At 34.5% G+C, this 849-nt stretch carries 1 protein-coding gene; it reads left to right on the top strand.

The annotated features are described in order from the left end of the window. Positions 1 to 849: NAD(P)/FAD-dependent oxidoreductase (locus JM658_RS16990; protein ID WP_236961091.1), on the top strand; the 849-nt coding region annotated here is incomplete at both ends.

Genomic DNA, 849 nt, shown 5'->3' with positions numbered 1-849 from the left:
CAATCTTTTAGAACAGATTAAATCTTTTGAGCCTACATATACGTTGGGGGAAAGAGCAGAAACGATCGAGAAGTTAGAAGATGAAAGCTTTATTGTTACTACAAATAAGGGGACAAAACATCATGCTCCTGTTGTTGTAATTGCTGGAGGTCTAGGAAGTTTTGAGCCTAGAAAACCACAATTAGAAAACATTGATAAGTTTGAAGATAATGGAGTTTCTTATATCATAAAAGACCCAGAAGTATATCGTGGTAAAAAAGTATTGATTGCTGGAGGTGGGGATTCTGCCTTAGATTGGTCTATTTTCTTAGCTGATGTAGCTTCAGAAGTTTATTTAGTTCACCGTAGAAATGAATTTAGAGGAGCGTTGGATTCTGTTGAAAAGGTAGCAGAGCTTTCTAAAAAGGGTAAGATTGAGCTTATTACAGAAGCGGAAGTTACAGCGCTACACGGAGAAGATAAACTAGAAGCGCTTACAGTAAAGCATTTAAAAAATGGGGAATCTCATGTAGAAGTAGATAATTTTATTCCATTATTTGGATTGTCACCAAAATTAGGACCTATTGCAAATTGGGGTTTAGAAATCGAAAAGAATGCTATAAAAGTTAATAATGCATATGATTATGCTACCAATATCCCTGGCGTTTATGCAATAGGTGATGTAAATACATATCCAGGGAAATTAAAATTGATTCTTTCTGGTTTCCATGAAGCAGCAGTAATGTGCCAAAGTGCTTACCAACGTATTTTTCCAGATAAAAAGTATGTAATGAAATATACAACGGTTGGAGGAGTTCAAGGTTTTGATGGAACAAAAAAAGAAGCTAAAAAAGAAGTTATTAAAAGTAT

This window comes from Joostella atrarenae (genome assembly GCF_021764745.1).
GTDB lineage: Bacteria > Bacteroidota > Bacteroidia > Flavobacteriales > Flavobacteriaceae > Galbibacter > Galbibacter atrarenae.
Note: the sequence above shows the minus strand (reverse complement) of the source record. Positions and strands in the feature narration are given on the sequence as shown.